This window comes from Halomonas sp. SpR1 (assembly GCF_031010175.1).
Taxonomy (GTDB): Bacteria; Pseudomonadota; Gammaproteobacteria; order Pseudomonadales; family Halomonadaceae; genus Vreelandella.
Genome location: NZ_JAUAMB010000028.1, coordinates 22,529 through 36,380 on the forward strand (window position 1 = coordinate 22,529; position 13,852 = coordinate 36,380).

The 13,852-nt window shown below is 52.5% G+C and carries 12 protein-coding genes; 5 read left to right on the plus strand and 7 right to left on the minus strand.

Features of this window, described 5'->3' with window-relative positions; translation table 11 throughout:
* Positions 1-15 precede the first annotated feature (15 nt).
* From waaA to QT231_RS17390, 3 genes are read right to left on the minus strand one after another with little or no spacing between them, the layout of a single operon-like run.
* Complete coding sequence (waaA, locus tag QT231_RS17380; RefSeq protein ID WP_308338097.1) at positions 16-1,308, minus strand: lipid IV(A) 3-deoxy-D-manno-octulosonic acid transferase; 1,293 nt, start codon at positions 1,306-1,308, stop codon at positions 16-18.
* Positions 1,308-2,738, minus strand: a complete 1,431-nt coding sequence (hldE, locus tag QT231_RS17385) for a bifunctional D-glycero-beta-D-manno-heptose-7-phosphate kinase/D-glycero-beta-D-manno-heptose 1-phosphate adenylyltransferase HldE (RefSeq protein WP_308338098.1) — start codon at positions 2,736-2,738, stop codon at positions 1,308-1,310. Before hldE ends, waaA begins: the two co-directional genes overlap by 1 nt.
* Positions 2,728-3,825: a glycosyltransferase family 9 protein gene (locus QT231_RS17390; RefSeq protein ID WP_308338099.1), complete on the minus strand. Its 1,098-nt coding sequence runs from the start codon at positions 3,823-3,825 to the stop codon at positions 2,728-2,730. Before QT231_RS17390 ends, hldE begins: the two co-directional genes overlap by 11 nt.
* Here QT231_RS17390 and QT231_RS17395 point away from each other — a divergent pair.
* A complete protein-coding gene (locus QT231_RS17395; protein WP_308338100.1) occupies positions 3,824-4,531 on the plus strand; it encodes a 3-deoxy-D-manno-octulosonic acid kinase in 708 nt (235 codons plus the stop codon). The genes QT231_RS17390 and QT231_RS17395 overlap by 2 nt on opposite strands.
* Positions 4,532-4,583: 52 nt before the next feature.
* On the opposite strand, the gene QT231_RS17400 is transcribed toward QT231_RS17395, so the two are convergent.
* Together QT231_RS17400 and QT231_RS17405 are read right to left on the minus strand one after the other, a co-directional pair.
* Positions 4,584-5,852 (minus strand): O-antigen ligase family protein, encoded by a 1,269-nt coding sequence (locus tag QT231_RS17400; RefSeq protein ID WP_308338101.1) that lies wholly within the window; start codon positions 5,850-5,852, stop codon positions 4,584-4,586.
* A 186-nt stretch (positions 5,853-6,038) separates the two neighbouring features.
* Complete coding sequence (locus QT231_RS17405) at positions 6,039-7,109, minus strand: glycosyltransferase family 4 protein (RefSeq protein ID WP_308338102.1); 1,071 nt, start codon at positions 7,107-7,109, stop codon at positions 6,039-6,041.
* Between the two features lie 132 nt (positions 7,110-7,241).
* Here QT231_RS17405 and QT231_RS17410 point away from each other — a divergent pair, with 132 nt between their 5' ends.
* From QT231_RS17410 to QT231_RS17425, 4 genes are all read left to right on the plus strand, one after another.
* A complete protein-coding gene (locus tag QT231_RS17410) occupies positions 7,242-8,279 on the plus strand; it encodes a glycosyltransferase family 9 protein (protein WP_308338103.1) in 1,038 nt (345 codons plus the stop codon).
* Positions 8,280-8,287: 8 nt separating this feature from the next.
* A complete protein-coding gene (locus QT231_RS17415) occupies positions 8,288-9,049 on the plus strand; it encodes a glycosyltransferase family 2 protein (RefSeq protein ID WP_308338104.1) in 762 nt (253 codons plus the stop codon).
* A gap of 133 nt (positions 9,050-9,182) precedes the next feature.
* Positions 9,183-9,983 (plus strand): glycosyltransferase, encoded by an 801-nt coding sequence (locus tag QT231_RS17420; RefSeq protein ID WP_308338105.1) that lies wholly within the window; start codon positions 9,183-9,185, stop codon positions 9,981-9,983.
* A gap of 197 nt (positions 9,984-10,180) precedes the next feature.
* On the plus strand, positions 10,181-11,848 hold the full coding sequence (locus QT231_RS17425; RefSeq protein WP_374694409.1) for a sulfatase-like hydrolase/transferase: 1,668 nt from the start codon (positions 10,181-10,183) through the stop codon (positions 11,846-11,848).
* Here QT231_RS17425 and waaF read toward each other — a convergent pair.
* Both waaF and rfaD read right to left on the minus strand, forming a co-directional pair.
* Entirely contained in the window at positions 11,838-12,881 is a 1,044-nt protein-coding gene (gene waaF / locus QT231_RS17430; protein WP_308338106.1) for a lipopolysaccharide heptosyltransferase II, read from the minus strand. The two genes, QT231_RS17425 and waaF, sit on opposite strands and share 11 nt — an antisense overlap.
* Positions 12,874-13,830, minus strand: coding sequence for an ADP-glyceromanno-heptose 6-epimerase (gene rfaD, locus QT231_RS17435; protein WP_308338107.1), 957 nt, complete (start codon positions 13,828-13,830; stop codon positions 12,874-12,876). The genes waaF and rfaD overlap by 8 nt, the downstream gene beginning before the upstream one ends.
* Positions 13,831-13,852 lie beyond the last annotated feature (22 nt).

Below are 13,852 nucleotides of genomic sequence, written 5' to 3' on the forward strand. Positions count from 1 at the left end.
AATAACACTGCTGCGTTACCGGGGCAATAGGGCCTCCAGCCCGGTCAGGGTGCGGGCCAGGGCGCCTTTGTGTGCCTCAATCGCCTCGCGCCCTGCTTGCCCAGCCTGCAGGGCATGCTCAGGATTAGCAAAATAGCCTGCCACTGCCTCTGCCAGAGTATCCGGGCTATCGACCATGGTTAGCGCCCCTGCCGCTTGCAGCGGTTCAGCCACATCGGTGAAGTTCTCAATTGAGGGGCCGCTAAGCACCGGCCTGCCTAGCGCTGCCGGTTCAAGTATATTGTGACCGCCCAGCGGCACTAAACTGCCCCCTACAAAGGCCACACGGCCCGTTGCATAGAGCATGGCCAGTTCACCCAACGTATCCCCCAGGTAGACCTGGGTTTGTGCCGTCACGGGCTGCTGCTGGCTACGGCGGCTTAGTGCCCAGCCTTCGGTTCGGCAAAGCTTGGCGACATCGTCAAAGCGCTGAGGGTGGCGAGGCACAAGTACCAGCAGCGCATCAGGGAAACGGGTCACCAGTTGGCGATGGGCTTTCAGCAGAAGCGTTTCTTCGCCGTCTCGGGTGGAGCCCGCTACCCAAACCGGACGCCCTCCCCACTTTTGAAGTAAGTGCTCACCTTCCTCAATGGGCTTATCTTGGCAAGCTATTTCAAATTTCAGCGAGCCGGCTATGCAGGTGATAGCCGTGCTGCAGCCGAGGGCATTAAAGCGTTCGGCGTCTGCTGCTGATTTTGCAGCTAGCCAGCTAATCTCGGCGAGCGTACTGGCCATTAGCGGGCGCAAACGCTGGTAACGTTTAAAGGCGCGGGGCGATAAGCGACCGTTCACCACTGCGACGGGGATACCCTGCTGGCGGCAGGCGTGGATCAGGTTGGGCCATAGCTCAGTTTCAAACAGAATCGCGAGTTCGGGCTGAACGCTGCCCAAGAAACGCTTAGCGGCGCCAGGAAAGTCCAACGGCAGAAAACGGTGGGAGAGCCTTGCCTGATCGACTGGGGTTTGCTCGCTAATTAGCGTTTGGGACTGCTGGGCTCCGGTGGCGGTCATGGTGGTGAGCAGCAGACCATGGGTTGGATAGCGCGCTAATAGCCCCTCAATCAGCGGCCGTGCAGCACGCACCTCACCCACCGAAGCGCAGTGCAGCCAAATACACGGTGCGGGAGGAAGCGTCTCAAGGCGTAACCCCAGCCGCTGAAAGCGTGAGTAAGTGGGCACCTGCTCACGCCAGATGCGCCAGCCAATCAACGGTGAGAGTGCATACAGCGTCGCTGAGTAGGCAAGCCGGGGCCAGGCGGATAAAGCCATCAGCGCTCGCGATCTAAAATTGAGCTAATCATTGCCGAGGTCGAGACGCCATCTTCAAAGCCGAGCACTTTAACCTCGCCACCATTGGCAATAACCGACGCACCTCCAGCGATATCTTCTGGCCGATAGTCGCCGCCTTTGACCAAAATATCGGGTAGCACCGCTTCGATCAGCGCCTGGGGGGTGTCGTCGCTGAACGGCACCACCCAATCGACGGCCCCTAACCCCGCCAGTACCTGCAAACGCCGGTTAAGCGGGTTAATTGGCCGCTTGGGCCCTTTCAGCCGACCAATGGAGGCGTCGTCGTTAACTGCGACAATCAAACGATCGCCTAGCCGCTTGGCCTGCTCCAGGTAAGCCACGTGGCCAGCGTGCAGAATATCGAAGCAGCCGTTGGTCATGACCACTCGCTCACCGCGCAATTGGGCGGCACGCACCGCCTCGATCAAGATATTCGGCTCGATCACACCAAACTCGGCCAGCTTATCGCCGTGCAGCGCGGTGTAGAGCTCGGCGATGGAGAGCGTTGCCGTGCCCGGTTTGGCCACGACCAGTCCGGCTCCCAGGTTGGCCAACATCATCGCTTCGGGAAAGGCGTGGCCCGCCGCCAGCGCTAGCCCCATTAGGCCAATAACGGTATCCCCTGCCCCTGTTACATCGAAGACTTCCTGGGCGCGGGTGGGCAAGTGCAGCGGAGCGTGCCCTTCGCGGATCAACGTCATGCCCTTTTCGCTGCGGGTAATCAGTAGCGCTTCCAGCTCCAGCTCAGCGCGCAGCGCTTCGCCCCGGCGGGATAACTCGGCATCGGTCGTGCAATGGCCGACCACCGCTTCAAACTCAGTCAGGTTGGGAGTGATTAAACTCGCCCCACGGTATTTGCTGAAATCCTGTCCTTTGGGGTCGATTAGCACCCGCTTGCCATGGGCGCGCGCCTTGGCAATCAGGTTTTCCACCTGATTCAGGGTGCCTTTACCGTAGTCGGAAAGGATGACTACGTCACAGTCAGGGAGCGCTTTTTCTACCTGTATCACTAGCTCGCTGGTCTCGACACTGTCCAAACGCTGCTCGAAATCCAGGCGCAGCAACTGTTGGTTACGACTCATCACCCGCAGCTTCGTGATCGTGGGTACCTCAGCGCTACGTTGAAAGTAAGTGCTTACACCCGAAGCAGTAAGACTGGCTTGCAGAATCTGCGCATTATCATCGTCTCCAATCACGCCCGCCAGCACCGCGTGACCGCCGAGGGAAGTAATGTTCAATGCCACATTGGCCGCCCCGCCAGGGCGATCCTCGACATCTTCCACCCGCACCACCGGCACCGGCGCTTCAGGGGAAATGCGCGAGGTGCCGCCATGCCAGTAGCGGTCTAGCATCACATCCCCGACCACCAGAACGCGGGCATGCTCTAAAGCGGTTAAATCAATCTTCATCAGTGCTCCCTGCGCTGGCGGGAGAGGTAGTATGCGCCAGCAGTGTGTCCAGTTTAGTGATAACGTCGTCGGCTTTAATCAGCATCATGGCACTGGGGTGACGCACCCGCTGGCCCCAACTCACCTCCTCTACCGACTTATGCAGATAGGTACGTACCGCTTCGGGGTATGCGTTGACCGCAAAGTCACGCCACAGATAGGGCGCGGCACGCTGGGGGTTAGTGGATGCATAAAGCCCCAGGGCAGGCGTTCCCATGGCATTGGCCATATGAATAGGCCCGGTATCCGGTGCTATTACCGCTCGGGCGTTACCGATAAGCGCTAATACGCCTTTCAGCGAAGTGCCGCCGATAGCATTAATCACGCTACCCGGCCGACAGAGGGCCTCGATTTGATCGCCGATTGCTCGCTCCTGGGCGGTGCCGCCGCCCGTCAACACGCTTTTAAGACCGTGCTGCACCCAGGCGTGTTCGATCACACTGGCATAACCCTCTACCGACCAGTTGCGAAAGTTACGCAGACGAACGTTGCTGCAAGGATTAATGACCAGGTAAGGCTCCTCACCGCTGATCACCCGCGCTTCGTTAAGCGCCGTTGTCAGCACGGGTAAATTCCATTCCAGGCGGTCATCCTTCACGCCAAGCACCCGGGCGAAGTCCATAAACGACTCCAGTACATGGGCCTTGGGGTGCGGCGCGAGATGGTGCTGGGTGAACCAGTGCTGAGCATCTTTGGCGCGCGCCTTGTCATAGCCCACGCGCACCTTAGCCTTCAGCCCCAGCGAAAGCACGCTGGCGCGAATGGCCTGCTGCATATGCAATAAGACATCAAAGCGAATATGAGCCAATTCTCGCCATAGTGCGTACATACCAGCAATCCCGGTCGACTTGTCGTAAACAACGAACTCGACCCCGGAAAGCCCCGCCAGTAGACTGTGCTCCCCCTTACCGATAATCCAGGTAATACGCGCATCAGGCCACTGGCGCTGTAACGCCCGCACCGTGGGCACGAGATTGCAGACGTCTCCCAATGCGGAGAGGCGCAAAATGGCAATGTGGTTAGGCTGAACAGGCAGAGAGGGCTTCATGCGCTTAGCGACACTCCGGCAGAAAAATAGACTGATTTTACATGATGCAGACAGTTTATGTGACGCGCTGGGAACACACCAAGTTGCTCCCGCTCTATTCACTAGCGATTACTGGCGTGAACGCGGATTAATCGTCGGTGAAGCGCCAGGCCGGGGCAGAAGCCTGTTTTTGCAGGCAACGCCAACCGAACAGTGGGTACTAAGGCCCTATCGTCGCGGCGGCATGGCGGCCAAATTGAGTCAAAAGCGCTACTTATGGACTGGCGCTGAGCGAACCCGGGCATTTCGTGAACTGCGCTTAACTGCCGCGCTTTTTGAGCAAGGACTGCCGGTACCCCGCCCTGTAGCATGTTGCGTTAACCGCTGCGGGCTTACCTATGAAGCCGCGCTGATTACCGTGCGCATTGCCGGCGCCAACGCATTGGCTGAGCTACTGGTCAACGACCTGGCCGATGAAGCGCTGCTGCAACGGGTGGGCAGTATGCTTTGGCGCTTTCATCGAGCGGGGCTTGATCATGTTGACCTGAATGCCCGCAATATTCTCGTCGACCCCAGCGGAGCGCCATGGTTAATTGACCTTGATCGCTGCCGCCTGCGTACGCCGGGAAAATGGCAGGAGGCTAACCTAAAGAGGCTGGAGCGCTCCCTTTTGAAATTCTCTAATGACTCGCTCATGCCCATTATTTATCGTGGCTATGGCAGTTAATACAGAAGATTACCAGGGCCAACTTTCGAACAGGGTTCATGTTTGACCCGACTTAGGTGCCATCCTTTTCAAGCTGTCGCTGGCAGGCCCGGTAGCAACCCCACAACACTACCAGCCAAAAAGCATAAATCATAACCCCACTATTATGGATCAAAAACACTTGAGAGAGTCCGAAATCGATATAAGCAACCGGCAACAGCGCTCCTGCCACAGCTAATGAGCGAAGTTTTAGATTTGGTGCATTTAGCTCACGCATAAACAATCGCAGAGGTACCAAATACAGCAGTAATAGGGCGACAAGGCCCAAGATACCTCGCTTAGCAGTCGCATCAACAAATTCATTATGCGCATGCCCAAACTGTAAAACGCCGGAGTCAATCACGCCCGCCTCCCCCAGCGCCTGCATCCCCTGCTGATAGCCATTGTGGCCCCAGCCCAGTAGTGGTTTTTCAATGATGAGATGCGAGGCTCCCTTCCACATTTCAAAACGAGCGCCCACCGACGACGTTCGGCTCTCGCCAGACACATAACGCTCAATATCATCGACCGCCTGATGAACGCGTTGTTGAACCCCTAACTGAGGCACTGCATAGACGCACAGCGCTCCCACTATCACTATCGCTAATGCGCCGATCTTGAAAGGAGTAGTCAAATCACGACCATAGGCACGATACAGTACCCACAGCACAACAGGCAGTCCTATCCATCCGCCACGGCTGCCGGAAAAAAGTGAACCCAACACGCCTCCTAAGGCGCCCAGGCTTAATAAAAGCAGCCACAGTTTGCGATTGGGTTGAACCATTGCCCACCCCATACCTGCTAAGCATAAGATGCCCGTTAGCATGCTGATGTTGCCAAACTGGATAACATGGGTATATCCCTCTGCCCGCTCAACACCTAAAAAGAGCTTTTGCCAAGCACCCCAGCTTCCAACAGCCATTCCCCCCAGAGCCAGGCCACTCCATAACCAGCTCAGCCGCGGCGGATAGGCTAATATCAACACCAATACAGGAGTGGCCAATAGAAACCGTAGTGGTTTATCGGCGCCTCGGAGCCCCTGCTCATCAATCCAAACTTCGAATAGCCCCACCAGTGCGTAAAAAACCAATACACCCATGACCCACCAATCTTGACGGCCAAAACGTACTTCTTTGCTAATGAACGGCAGCGCAAAAGTGCCAAGCAGCAACAGCACGGCGCCTACTGAGTAGCCTGAAGGTACAATTAGCGCAATGGCGCCCAATAGTAACACCGCAATAGAGGTGTACCCGCGCATCAGCGAAAATTGAGGGGGAGCAGAAGAGAGTGACGATGAGTCCATGAGTATTTCCGTTGAAGACGGGGAAAAGAAAGGCCGCCATTCTGACAGAAACACTAATGCACGACAGCTAGCTTAGCACCATCGTGCGTAACTGAACTGAAAGTGCGTCCATTAAAAACAAGAGAGCTTTTTAATCAGAGCCATTACCGCCGGGGTCGTCGCCATTGAGGCACACCTAGATGCAAGCTATGCCGGTGTGTTGTAATACTCGATTAAACGCTTCACATGCTGTTTATTGCTAAAATGCTGTTCAACACGCTGTCGTGCAGCACGTCCCATGGCTTTTCGTTGAGATTCATTGCGTATCAAAGCCTCCATGGCATCACGCCATGCAGGAACATTAAATGGCTCCACCAAAACACCTGAATTGGCATCGACTAGCTCTGGGAGCGAGCCACTATTGGAGCCAATAATCGGCAACCCGCATGCCATAGACTCTATGATGGTTAGACCAAATGCTTCATTTTTAGAGGGAATACAAACTATATCAAGGACAGGAAGAATATCGGCTAGGTCACTACGGTGCCCCAAAAAGGTAACTTTATTTTTCAGCTCAGTTCCAGCGATGGCATTTTGTAGCTGCTCGTAAAAACTTTCGACACCACCTGTGGCATAATCAGTACCACCGATAGAGAGAGCATAAAAATTTAATACCGGGTTTAGTGCTAACAGCGCATTTACCCATACGTCATGCCCTTTGCCTGGCGTAACCCGCCCTGGGAGCGCGATTACCACTGCATCAACCGGGATGCCCAGCGCTTCTCTCATGGCATTTATCGTAGCTAACTCAAAACATGGCCGATACTTATTGGTATCCACCCCATGTGGCAAACAGGCAATCCGGTCTCGCGCAACAGGTAAGTTGCTAATATTACGGTCATAAGTGGCTTGACTGATAGATAATATACGGTCAGTTTTACTATAGGCTATACGGTGATAAAGATTTTTCTTCGGACTCGTCCCGCCGACGTGATCAGTATAAAGTATTTTTAGATTTGGTAGCAGCAGCTTTAATAGTGTGGTTAATCGCAAATCACTCGATTTATGGCAATGAATCACCGTGATTTTTTCTTCAAGCAGCCAGCGGCGTAACACAAAGATATCCGCCAACGCCTTAGCTCTATTTGAAAAGGCTTTATAAGGAATACCGTTGCGACGCATATACGTTTCTACTTTAGTGTTCGTAAGGCAGATGCCGAAAACTTTCCATCCTTCTCCCTGCAAATCTTCTATGATGCGGTCAACATATAATTCCATCCCTCCCTTCCCATCTGAGAGACACAGTTGCAGAACCTTATTCTCTATCATTTCCCTCCCCCCAGGCGCACATGGTTAAACAATCCATACAATCTCTGTAGTATACAGGCTGCTATTAACGAGTTCTAAACCATGGTGCAGAAACTTCTTGTTGTCCGTAACGACAAAATTGGCGATTTTATGCTGGCCTGGCCAGCGCTCGCACACTTAAAAAACGCATCGCCTACGCCTCACATTAGCGTGTTAGTGCCCGCTTATACCGCACCGCTGGCAGAGGCCTGCCCGTGGGTTGACGAGGTGATTATCGATCCGGGTAATGCGGCGGCGCCATTAGCGCAACGCGTGCTATTAGAGCAGATAAAAGCGGCTCGTTTCGATGCACTTCTAACCCTGTTCTCTACACCTCGCATAGGCTGGCTAGGCTGGCGAGCAGGCATTCGCTTGCGCGTTGCGCCTGCCACAAAATGGGCGCAAATTTTCTACAACGTTCGGATACGACAACGCCGCTCTCGATCAGCCAAGCCAGAATACCAGTACAATGTGGAACTTGCCTGCGCTCTAATAAACAAACTGTCACTAACCCAACCCGCTATGCCCTCACCCCCTTACTGGCCACTTGAGACCAAGCAACGTGAATATCAGCGTAAGGTGCTGCTGGAAAGCGTCCAGGCCAACGGAGGTCTTCTCGTTGTGGTTCACCCAGGTAGTGGAGGATCGGCGGTGAACCTATCGCTGGATCAATATGCTGATTTGGTAGTACAAATACACCACATCAGCAAGACACAGCCCATTCACTGGCTGATAAGTGCAGGCCCCAATGAACACCCCCAAGCCCAGGAACTAATACGCCTGCTCGCTAATAAAAGTGTTGAGGCTACCCACTTCCCTACCAGAAATAGCGTTGAAGCATATGCTCTGCAACTAGCAGGGGCAGACATGTTAATTGCAGGCTCCACAGGGCCTCTGCATATTGCGGGTTGCCTAAATATTGCAACCGCTGGTTTCTATCCTGCTAAACGCTCGGCCACATCTTTGCGGTGGCAAACCTGCAATTCCGCTAAAAACCGTTTATATTTTAGCTCATCCTCCAGCGCCGCCGAAAAAAACATGCTGGCCGTTGACATTGACTCAGCTGCAAAAGATATATCACTCTTCTTATCAAAATACTAGGAATACACATGCAGCCAATTACAGGTATTGTTATTACCTTAAATGAAGCTCACAATATAAGTGATTGTTTAAAATCACTCAAAAGAGTGTGTGATGAAGTCATTGTCGTCGACTCAGGCAGTACTGATGAGACAATTGATATCGCTAAGAGACATGGAGCTACCATTTATAACCAAGCGTATTTAGGAGACGGCCCTCAAAAAGCTTTTGGTGTAGTTTATGCTAAAAATGACTGGATTCTTTCTTTAGATGCCGACGAGCGACTAAACGATGATGCTATTAACGCTATTCAATCGTTACGCCTCAATGATGTGCAGATAGCTTACAGCTTTTACCGTAAAAATCACGTGGGAAATCATTGGATAAAAGCTGCTGGTTTTTATCCCGATGCCGTCGTGCGATTATATAACAGAACAACTTCTGGCTACCTTAACAAAAAAGCCCACTCATCCGTCAAGTCACCTGCTACTTACCACACAAAAACACATATAAATCACTTTACCTATAAGGATCTGTCTGACTGGATTCATCGTATTAATGTACTTTCAACCCGTGATGCTTGGGCAATGAAGGAAAGAGGTAAAAAAGCATCTTCTATCAGCCCAATAGTTCATAGCATTAATGCATTGATACGAAAACTAATTTTTAAAGGTGGTGTTTTTCAGGGCAGTGATGGAATTTTAGTTGCTGTCACCACTGCTTTTCACGCTTACATGAAATATGCAAAACTCAACGAAATTTACAAAGATAATAATATTAAATATAGATAAATACGTTTCCATTACGCGGCCTATGCAGCCTTCGCTTAGACCATTAACATCCAGTATTTATCACATTTTATATCGTGTTGCTTATATATATGCAGCATAATTAATTCTTAAATAATAGAATTGAGTAAACCTAATGAACAAGACTCTTATTGTCGCCACGAGCCGTTTAATAAAACTTATTGCCAATATTACTAAAATGCTCAGTTATCCATTCCACTGGGCTTTTGTTAATAAACGTTTTACTCTACCTGAGCAAGCGGCACCACTGATCAATCGCGCTACCCCGAGCTGCATCCCACGTATTATCTGGCAGACCAACTTCACTAACCGGGTCACCTTGCCGGTCTATCTGAACTACCTATTCAACCGTTTAATGGCACCTAGCTTCGAGTATCAATTCATGATTACGGAGGCACGCTGCGACTTCATTGCCGAACACTACCCGGAAATTCTTCCTCACTATGAACGTCTGCAAATTGGAGCAGCTCAGGCCGATCTGTGGCGACTTTTGATACTTCACAAGTTTGGCGGTGTCTATCTCGATATAGATGCGCACCAGATTTGGCCGCTGGAACGTGTGCTTGGCCGCAAGCGCAAGGAACTCTATGTAACCACCCGCCGTGGGGAGTTAAGCAACTATTTCATTGCCAGCAAACCCGATAACCCCAATCTACAGCGCTTAATTGAGCGGGTAGTCTTTAACATTAAAGAGGGCACGCTTCACAACGTTTTCTATATTACCGGACCAGGGGTTTTCATCGAACTTCTGGATCCAAATAAAGTTCCAACAGTCTCCTATCGTCATGCAGTTCACCAGGGCAGCTTCACTAACGAGCACTTTCAGTACATCGACAAACCCCAAGGCAAATGGAACAGAGAACAGCGCCACACTTTGGTCATACGCCCAGAAAAGGAGGATCCCCCAGTGTCATAAAGTACTTCACGTTGGCCGTCAAAAAATTTATACGATGCTACCGCAGTAGTGATGCTGACAATAGACTTCTCAGTTTGATCGTAGCTATCTCACTCATCGATCAGCATTCAAAAAGACGCTATACGCTTGCGCTATATAAGTATTGAGCATCAAAATCGAACTTTACGACTTGTATCCCCTACCCCCCATAGGATCCTATGTCCAAACTTATATACAGGCACCTCTACGCCCGATCCGCGCTTACCCTAATCGGCTTCTGCCTGGGTTACACCACCACGGTAATGACCCGCCTGCCCTGGTGGACGCTATTTTTTGTAGCGGCCGCGTGGATTGGTGTGGGTTTAAAGTTACGCTGGGGCCATCCTGCGAACGCTCGTTACCGCAAAATGTGGCCCTGGTCGCTGTTACCGCTAAGTCTCTGGGGTGTTTACGTTTACCTGGCGGACAGCTTTGGCATTGTCGATTTGGGTGCGGTGTTTTTTCACCTCCAGGCAGGCATGGCCGAGCATGGTGGCGCAGGTAAAATGCTTATCGCGGTACTCTATACGCTGATCATGATCGGCGTACTGGCAGCCGTGACGTGGCTATCACGCCACGATCAGCGCTGGCGGTTAGCCGAGCGCTTCTTCGCTATTTTGTTGTTGGCTAGCAACCCGCTGCTTTATAGCCTAGGCCAACGCAGCGCGTCGATTGTCACCGATGACGGTGCCTGGCTGGATCGGCGCTATAAGCCACCCCCCACCGAAGAGCTCAGAGATGCGCCTAACTTACTCATCCTGTATCTGGAAAGCATTGAGCGCACCTACTCCAATGAGCTATTTGGGGATGCCTACGCCGACCTTAACGCCCTGGGTGAACAAGGTGCTGTTTTTGAGGGCGTGCGCCAAATGGATAACACGGGCTGGACGATGGCAGGCATGATTGCCAGCCAGTGCGGTGTGCCACTGATGCCCGCAGGGCTCCTCCACGATAGCCAGTTTGAGCCTCTATCTAAGGTTGTCCCTGGCGTCGATTGCCTCGGCGACATCCTTGCTGAACAAGGCTATCAACTAAGCTATCTAGGCGGTGCTAGCACACAGTTCGCCGGTAAAGGACTGTTCTACCGCGGCCATCAATTCAATACGGTCAAAGGCCGTGAAGATTTAGAGCCCCTTCTAGAGGATCCTGAATACGTTAATAGCTGGGGGCTGTATGACGATACGCTGTATGACATCACTGCCGATGAGATCAGACGATTAGACAATGAAGACAACGGCCCCTGGGGCGTGGTTAGTCTTAATTTGGCAGGCCATGCACCTAATGGCTACCCCTCACAGTCCTGTGTGGAGGAGCAGGGGGAGTTCGATGGGCAAGATATTCTTTATTCGGTGAAATGCTCTGCTTGGCTTGCACGAGATCTGGTTGAACGCTTGGAGTCCGAGGGACTTCTCAATAACACCTTAGTGGTCATACTTAGCGACCATTTGACCATGCGCGTTTCTGTGTGGGATCAACTGACGGCGTTAGACCGCGACAATACGCTGATCATGCTGAGTAACGATATAAAGCCACAGCGTATTCGTCGAGACGCTACCATGTTGGATGTTTTCCCTACGATACTCGATGCGCTGGGCTTTAAATTGGTGCGTGATCGAGCTGGACTGGGCACTTCACTTTTCAGCAATAACCAAACGCTGGTAGAGGCGCATGGTATCGAAGTGCTTAATGAACGCTTGCGAGAGGAGACTGCGCTGCAGCACCGCCTTTGGGAAGGTATCTCCCCTCAGCGGCGCGAGCCCGATGGATCTTCTCAAGATTCCTCTCAAGAGCAAACCCTGGAGACGCCTGCTGATGCTGTGGTAGACGAAGTCGAGCTCATCCATTAACGATCACGCTCTCCCACTGATGAGTCGCATGAATCTGTTGATAGACTTGCTCAACGCTGAGCTGATTAAGGCAGTTGGTGTGCCCCAATGGGCAGGTGCGTTGAAAGCAGGGAGAGCAAGAGAGCGCCAGGTAATGGATAACGGCGTTATCGGTCAATGGCGGCGTGTAGGCAGGCGATGAAGAACCGTACAATGCATGGATACGAACGCCGACCGCTGCAGCCACATGCATTAAACCCGAGTCATTGGTAACTACCTGACGGCAGTCCGCCAGCAGATCAACCGCATCGGCCAGCTGCGTTTTGCCACACAGGTTATGAGCATGGGAAAGCCCCTGCGTTATCTCCTCTCCCGCAGAGTGATCCTTTGCTCCACCAAGTACGCGTATTTCAAAACCCTCTTCAACCAGCCGTTTGGCCAATGTATGGAAATAACTCACCGGCCACTGCTTGGCGGGTCCATACTCAGCGCCCGGCATCATGCCAATCGCCTTGCGCGAAGAAAGGGAGTGTGTAAGGCGTAAATTGACCAAATTATCACGGTCTATCTGCAGGCGTGGCTTGGGCAGCTCAAAATCACCGCTGGCCGCTTCTTCCAGGGGGAGGCCCAGCGATACAAAGCGCTTTACCGTTTGATCCAGCACCTGCTTGTCGAGCTTGCGGCGCTCCTTGAGAAGCCCATAGCGGTGCTCACCTAGAAAGCCTATACGCTCAGGAATACGTGCCATAAAGGGCACCAGGGCAGCTTTCCAAGAACGAGGCAGAACGATGGCGCGGTCAAAACGTCCGCGCAGCCGGTTAGCGAGTTCGCGGCGGCTGGACAGGCCAAATTCACCGTGCCCCACTACCAGCGGCAGCACTTCGTCAACTTCGGGCATCCGCTCTAAAATAGGCTGAGACCACGCTGGTGCCACCACTGCGATTGTTGCCTCTGGTTGACGGGCTTTTAAGGTCATGAACAGGCTCTGTGCCATGACCATGTCACCCACCCATGAGGGGCCAATCACCAGCAGACGCTGAGCTGAGTTAGCCATTTAACCACTCCAGGTAGGCTTTCACCCCTTGAGCAACGGTTTTAAACTCAACATCGCAGCCACTCTCACGTAGCCGGCTAATATCAGCTCGGGTATAGCTCTGATAGCGTCCTTTAAGTTCTTCGGGAAAGGCAATGTAATCAATCTCCCCCTTGCCGTAAAAGTCGATGACCGCCTCGCCAATCGCTTTAAAGGGTTCCGCACGGCCAGTCCCCAGATTAAAAATGCCGGACTGTTCGGGATGATCCAAAAACCATAGATTTACATCGACCACATCGCCGACATAAACGAAGTCGCGACTTTGCATACCAGCGTCGTAGCCGTCGTAGGCGCCAAACAGCTTGAGCGTTTCACCATTACGAATTTGCAGATGATTGTGATAGGCCACGCTGGCCATTTTGCCCTTATGCTGCTCCCGCGGGCCGTAGACATTGAAGTAGCGGAAACCCACCACCTGGGTGGTTAACTCACTCCAGCGCGAACGCACGTGCTGATCGAACAACAGCTTTGAATAACCGTATACGTTAAGCGGCTTTTCGCACTCGGGCACCTCTTTAAATATCTCGCTGCCGCCATAGGTAGCGGCTGACGAGGCAAACAAGAAGGGGATACTCTGCTGCTCACAGTAATTAAGCAGCACTTTGGAGTACTCGAAGTTATTCTCCATCATGTAGTGACCATCCCACTCGGTGGTATCCGAGCAGGCGCCTTCATGAAAAATAGCTTCGATCTTAGGTAGATCGACGCTATCACCGCGCAGGGCAGCTTTTACCCTGGCAATGAAATCGTCCTTATCGAGATAATCCGCCAGCGTGCAGTCGGCCAAATTGACGAATTTGGTGCCATCGCGCAAATCGTCAACGACCATCACATCGTTTCGACCGCGGGCATTCAATGCTTTGACTATGTTGGCCCCGATAAAACCGGCACCGCCTGTTACCACAATCATACTGTTCTCCTTACCTAAAGCG

What these genes read in the sequence shown, in the direction of transcription:
- waaA (WP_308338097.1), bottom strand. Translation starts at nt 1,308, where the DNA reads ATGGCTTTATCCGCCTGGCCCCGGCTTGCCTACTCAGCGACGCTGTAT.
- hldE (WP_308338098.1), bottom strand. Translation starts at nt 2,738, where the DNA reads ATGAAGATTGATTTAACCGCTTTAGAGCATGCCCGCGTTCTGGTGGTC.
- QT231_RS17395 (WP_308338100.1), top strand. Translation starts at nt 3,824, where the DNA reads ATGCGCTTAGCGACACTCCGGCAGAAAAATAGACTGATTTTACATGAT.
- QT231_RS17390 (WP_308338099.1), bottom strand. Translation starts at nt 3,825, where the DNA reads ATGAAGCCCTCTCTGCCTGTTCAGCCTAACCACATTGCCATTTTGCGC.
- QT231_RS17400 (WP_308338101.1), bottom strand. Translation starts at nt 5,852, where the DNA reads ATGGACTCATCGTCACTCTCTTCTGCTCCCCCTCAATTTTCGCTGATG.
- QT231_RS17405 (WP_308338102.1), bottom strand. Translation starts at nt 7,109, where the DNA reads ATGGAATTATATGTTGACCGCATCATAGAAGATTTGCAGGGAGAAGGA.
- QT231_RS17410 (WP_308338103.1), top strand. Translation starts at nt 7,242, where the DNA reads ATGGTGCAGAAACTTCTTGTTGTCCGTAACGACAAAATTGGCGATTTT.
- QT231_RS17415 (WP_308338104.1), top strand. Translation starts at nt 8,288, where the DNA reads ATGCAGCCAATTACAGGTATTGTTATTACCTTAAATGAAGCTCACAAT.
- QT231_RS17420 (WP_308338105.1), top strand. Translation starts at nt 9,183, where the DNA reads ATGAACAAGACTCTTATTGTCGCCACGAGCCGTTTAATAAAACTTATT.
- QT231_RS17425 (WP_374694409.1), top strand. Translation starts at nt 10,181, where the DNA reads ATGTCCAAACTTATATACAGGCACCTCTACGCCCGATCCGCGCTTACC.
- waaF (WP_308338106.1), bottom strand. Translation starts at nt 12,881, where the DNA reads ATGGCTAACTCAGCTCAGCGTCTGCTGGTGATTGGCCCCTCATGGGTG.
- rfaD (WP_308338107.1), bottom strand. Translation starts at nt 13,830, where the DNA reads ATGATTGTGGTAACAGGCGGTGCCGGTTTTATCGGGGCCAACATAGTC.